Genomic DNA, 5837 nt, shown 5'->3' with positions numbered 1-5837 from the left:
CCGCAGCACGACTTCGGGTCGCGGGTCGGCAGCACCTATCAAGCAATGATCCTCAACTCGGGTCCTTTTTCGCGTGCCGCGAATCGGTGGTCAGGGGGAACGGAAAAGCCTGATAGAGTCGGAGACACGAAATACCGAAGGGAAGCGCCCGGAGGAAAGCCCGAGAGGGTGAGTACGAAGGAAGCGTCCGTTCCTTGAGAACTCAACAGCGTGCCAAAAGTCAACGCCAGATATGTTGATACCCCGACCTTTCCCCAGCTTTGGGGTTGGGTTGAGGTTCCTTTGAAACACAACACAGCGAGGATGCTGTGGACCGTCCGGTCTTATTCCGGCCGACGGTTCCGCTCTCGTGTGTGTGGACCGGTTGAACCGGTGAAGCATTCACGGAGAGTTTGATCCTGGCTCAGGACGAACGCTGGCGGCGTGCTTAACACATGCAAGTCGAACGATGAAGCCCTTCGGGGTGGATTAGTGGCGAACGGGTGAGTAACACGTGGGCAATCTGCCCTGCACTCTGGGACAAGCCCTGGAAACGGGGTCTAATACCGGATATCACTTTTCCTCGCATGGGGGAGGGTTGAAAGCTCCGGCGGTGCAGGATGAGCCCGCGGCCTATCAGCTTGTTGGTGGGGTGATGGCCTACCAAGGCGACGACGGGTAGCCGGCCTGAGAGGGCGACCGGCCACACTGGGACTGAGACACGGCCCAGACTCCTACGGGAGGCAGCAGTGGGGAATATTGCACAATGGGCGGAAGCCTGATGCAGCGACGCCGCGTGAGGGATGACGGCCTTCGGGTTGTAAACCTCTTTCAGCAGGGAAGAAGCGTGAGTGACGGTACCTGCAGAAGAAGCGCCGGCTAACTACGTGCCAGCAGCCGCGGTAATACGTAGGGCGCAAGCGTTGTCCGGAATTATTGGGCGTAAAGAGCTCGTAGGCGGCTTGTCGCGTCGGTTGTGAAAGCCCGGGGCTTAACCCCGGGTCTGCAGTCGATACGGGCAGGCTAGAGTTCGGTAGGGGAGATCGGAATTCCTGGTGTAGCGGTGAAATGCGCAGATATCAGGAGGAACACCGGTGGCGAAGGCGGATCTCTGGGCCGATACTGACGCTGAGGAGCGAAAGCGTGGGGAGCGAACAGGATTAGATACCCTGGTAGTCCACGCCGTAAACGTTGGGAACTAGGTGTGGGCGACATTCCACGTCGTCCGTGCCGCAGCTAACGCATTAAGTTCCCCGCCTGGGGAGTACGGCCGCAAGGCTAAAACTCAAAGGAATTGACGGGGGCCCGCACAAGCGGCGGAGCATGTGGCTTAATTCGACGCAACGCGAAGAACCTTACCAAGGCTTGACATACACCGGAAAACCCTGGAGACAGGGTCCCCCTTGTGGTCGGTGTACAGGTGGTGCATGGCTGTCGTCAGCTCGTGTCGTGAGATGTTGGGTTAAGTCCCGCAACGAGCGCAACCCTTGTCCCGTGTTGCCAGCAGGCCCTTGTGGTGCTGGGGACTCACGGGAGACCGCCGGGGTCAACTCGGAGGAAGGTGGGGACGACGTCAAGTCATCATGCCCCTTATGTCTTGGGCTGCACACGTGCTACAATGGCCGGTACAATGAGCTGCGATGCCGTGAGGTGGAGCGAATCTCAAAAAGCCGGTCTCAGTTCGGATTGGGGTCTGCAACTCGACCCCATGAAGTCGGAGTCGCTAGTAATCGCAGATCAGCATTGCTGCGGTGAATACGTTCCCGGGCCTTGTACACACCGCCCGTCACGTCACGAAAGTCGGTAACACCCGAAGCCGGTGGCCCAACCCCCTTGTGGGGAGGGAGCTGTCGAAGGTGGGACTGGCGATTGGGACGAAGTCGTAACAAGGTAGCCGTACCGGAAGGTGCGGCTGGATCACCTCCTTTCTAAGGAGCATCTTGGCTCTTGCTCTTCGGGGCGGGGGTCCAGAGGCCAGTACATCAGCGAGTGTCTGATGCTGGTTGCTCATGGGTGGAACGTTGACTATTCGGCATGGTTTCTCTTGGTTTTGCTAGTACTGCTTCGGCGTGGAACGCAAGGTTGGGAGGGCCGGGTCGGGCGCGCTGTTGGGTGTCTGAGGGTGCGGCCGTGATGGTTGTCCTTCAGTTTGCCGGTCCCGGTGAAGCATCGCTTGTGGGTGGTGTGTGACGGGTGGCTGGTCGTTGTTTGAGAACTGCACAGTGGACGCGAGCATCTGTGGCCAAGTTTTTAAGGGCGCACGGTGGATGCCTTGGCACCAGGAACCGATGAAGGACGTGGGAGGCCGCGATAGGCCCCGGGGAGCTGTCAACCGAGCTGTGATCCGGGGGTGTCCGAATGGGGAAACCCGGCAGTCGTCATGGGCTGTCACCCGCTGCTGAACTCATAGGCAGTGTGGAGGGAACGAGGGGAAGTGAAACATCTCAGTACCCTCAGGAAGAGAAAACAACCGTGATTCCGGGAGTAGTGGCGAGCGAAACTGGATGAGGCTAAACCTGTAACGTGTGAGACCCGGCAGGGGTTGCGTTGTAGGGGTTGTGGGAGCGTGCTTGATCGGTCTGCCGGCCGGTCGGTGAGTCAGAAACCGTATGGGTAGGCGAAGGGCATGCGAAAGGCCCGGCGTAGAGGGTAAGACCCCCGTAGCTGAAATCTGTACGGCTTGCTTGTGCGTTTCCCAAGTAGCATAGGGCCCGAGAAATCCTGTGTGAATCTGGCGGGACCACCCGCTAAGCCTAAATATTCCCTGGTGACCGATAGCGGATAGTACCGTGAGGGAATGGTGAAAAGTACCGCGGGAGCGGAGTGAAATAGTACCTGAAACCGTGTGCCTACAAGCCGTGGGAGCGTCGCGCATCAAGCTTGCTTGGTGCGTCGTGACTGCGTGCCTTTTGAAGAATGAGCCTGCGAGTTTGCGGTGTGTTGCGAGGTTAACCCGTGTGGGGGAGCCGTAGCGAAAGCGAGTCCGAATAGGGCGTTTTAGTAGCGCGCTCAAGACCCGAAGCGGAGTGATCTAGCCATGGGCAGGTTGAAGCGGAGGTAAGACTTCGTGGAGGACCGAACCCACCAGGGTTGAAAACCTGGGGGATGACCTGTGGTTAGGGGTGAAAGGCCAATCAAACTCCGTGATAGCTGGTTCTCCCCGAAATGCATTTAGGTGCAGCGTCGTGTGTTTCTTGCCGGAGGTAGAGCACTGGATAGGCGATGGGCCCTACCGGGTTACTGACCTTAGCCAAACTCCGAATGCCGGTAAGTGAGAGCGCGGCAGTGAGACTGTGGGGGATAAGCTCCATGGTCGAGAGGGAAACAGCCCAGAGCATCGACTAAGGCCCCTAAGCGTACGCTAAGTGGGAAAGGATGTGGAGTCGCAGAGACAACCAGGAGGTTGGCTTAGAAGCAGCCATCCTTGAAAGAGTGCGTAATAGCTCACTGGTCAAGTGATTCCGCGCCGACAATGTAGCGGGGCTCAAGCGTACCGCCGAAGTCGTGTCATTGCAGCATGAGGGCTAACGCCTGTTGTGATGGGTAGGGGAGCGTCGTGTGCCGGGTGAAGCCATGCTGGAAGGTAGTGGTGGATGGTTCACGAGTGAGAATGCAGGCATGAGTAGCGATTCACACGTGGGAAACGTGTGCGCCGATTGACTAAGGGTTCCTGGGTCAAGCTGATCTGCCCAGGGTAAGTCGGGACCTAAGGCGAGGCCGACAGGCGTAGTCGATGGATAACCGGTTGATATTCCGGTACCCGCTTTGAAGCGCCCAGTATCGAATCCATTAATGCTAAGGCCGTGAAGCCGCCCTGATCTCTTCGGAGTTGAGGGGAGTGGTGGAGCCGTCGAACCAAGGTGGTAGTAGGTAAGTGATGGGGTGACGCAGGAAGGTAGTCCAGCCCGGGCGGTGGTTGTCCCGGGGTAAGGGTGTAGGACGCACGGTAGGTAAATCCGTCGTGCATGTGTCTGAGACCTGATGCCGAGCCGATTGTGGTGAAGTGGATGATCCTATGCTGTCGAGAAAAGCCTCTAGCGAGTTTCATGGCGGCCCGTACCCGAAACCGACTCAGGTGGTCTGGTAGAGAATACCGAGGCGTTCGGGTGAACTATGGTTAAGGAACTCGGCAAAATGCCCCCGTAACTTCGGGAGAAGGGGGGCCATTCCGGGTGATCATCTTTACGGTGTGAGCTTGGGGTGGCCGCAGAGACCAGCGAGAAGCGACTGTTTACTAAAAACACAGGTCCGTGCGAAGCCGTAAGGCGATGTATACGGACTGACGCCTGCCCGGTGCTGGAACGTTAAGGGGACCGGTTAGCTGACTTTCGGGTTGGCGAAGCTGAGAACTTAAGCGCCAGTAAACGGCGGTGGTAACTATAACCATCCTAAGGTAGCGAAATTCCTTGTCGGGTAAGTTCCGACCTGCACGAATGGCGTAACGACTTCTCGGCTGTCTCAACCATAGGCCCGGTGAAATTGCAGTACGAGTAAAGATGCTCGTTTCGCGCAGCAGGACGGAAAGACCCCGGGACCTTTACTACAGTTTGATATTGGTGTTCGGTTCGGCTTGTGTAGGATAGGTGGGAGACTGTGAAGCCCGTACGCCAGTATGGGTGGAGTCGTTGTTGAAATACCACTCTGGTCGTGCTGGATGTCTAACCTGGGTCCGTGATCCGGATCAGGGACAGTGTCTGATGGGTAGTTTAACTGGGGCGGTTGCCTCCTAAAGGGTAACGGAGGCGCCCAAAGGTTCCCTCAGCCTGGTTGGTAATCAGGTGTTGAGTGTAAGTGCACAAGGGAGCTTGACTGTGAGACTGACGGGTCGAGCAGGGACGAAAGTCGGGACTAGTGATCCGGCGGTGGCTTGTGGAAGCGCCGTCGCTCAACGGATAAAAGGTACCCCGGGGATAACAGGCTGATCTTCCCCAAGAGTCCATATCGACGGGATGGTTTGGCACCTCGATGTCGGCTCGTCGCATCCTGGGGCTGGAGTCGGTCCCAAGGGTTGGGCTGTTCGCCCATTAAAGCGGTACGCGAGCTGGGTTTAGAACGTCGTGAGACAGTTCGGTCCCTATCCGCTGTGCGCGTAGGAGTCTTGAGAAGGGCTGTCCCTAGTACGAGAGGACCGGGACGGACGAACCTCTGGTGTGCCAGTTGTTCTGCCAAGGGCATGGCTGGTTGGCTACGTTCGGGAGGGATAACCGCTGAAAGCATCTAAGCGGGAAGCCTGCTTCGAGATGAGGACTCCCACCTCTTTGAGGGGGTAAGGCTCCCAGTAGACGACTGGGTTGATAGGCCGGATATGGAAGCCAGGTGACTGGTGGAGTTGACCGGTACTAATAGGCCGAGGGCTTGTCCTCAGTTGCTCGCGTCCACTGTGTTAGTTCTGAAGTAACGAACGGCCGTGACATCATCCGGTGGTTGTTATCTTCATAGTGTTTCGGTGGTTATTGCGTGAGGGAAACGCCCGGTTACATTCCGAACCCGGAAGCTAAGCCTTTCAGCGCCGATGGTACTGCAGGGGGGACCCTGTGGGAGAGTAGGACGCCGCCGAACAATTGTTGTGGGTATGCCCCGTGTTGAAGGAGCTTCTGGTTTCTTCGGTGCGGGGCATACCTGCGTTTACAGGACGGCCGGCATTTCTGCCCGCGCGTCCCGGTCGGTCTCACAGGGTCGGCCGACTCCCGTTTCCTGTATGCCCACAGTTCCATGTATGTCCGGTTACCCCCCCATGCGCCGGACGCCCGGTGCTGAGGGTAAAGTCATGAGGCATCGTTGGCACGTTCCACACAGGAGGCCCCCGGGTGGAGGTCCAGGAGACTCGCGTTCAGACGCACCGGGTGCTCACCATCCCC

At 57.9% G+C, this 5837-nt stretch carries 3 rRNA genes; all 3 read left to right on the top strand.

From position 1 onward, the window contains the following. Nucleotides 1-380 precede the first annotated feature (380 nt). The 3 genes from ACFV3I_RS18585 to rrf all read left to right on the top strand — a co-directional run bounded on the left by ACFV3I_RS18585 (nt 381) and on the right by rrf (nt 5538). A 16S ribosomal RNA gene (locus tag ACFV3I_RS18585) occupies nt 381-1907 on the top strand. A 312-nt stretch (nt 1908-2219) separates the two neighbouring features. Continuing rightward, nucleotides 2220-5342, top strand: a 23S ribosomal RNA gene (locus tag ACFV3I_RS18580). A gap of 79 nt (nt 5343-5421) precedes the next feature. Further along, nucleotides 5422-5538 (top strand): 5S ribosomal RNA (rrf, locus tag ACFV3I_RS18575). Together the 16S, 23S and 5S rRNA genes form the textbook arrangement of a ribosomal RNA operon. The last annotated feature ends 299 nt before the right edge of the window (nt 5539-5837 follow it).

Source organism: Microbacterium sp. NPDC059771 (assembly GCF_042732495.1).
In the GTDB taxonomy this organism is placed as follows: Bacteria; Actinomycetota; Actinomycetes; order Actinomycetales; family Microbacteriaceae; genus Microbacterium; species Microbacterium sufflavum.
This window is presented reverse-complemented; position numbering and strand designations above follow the sequence as displayed.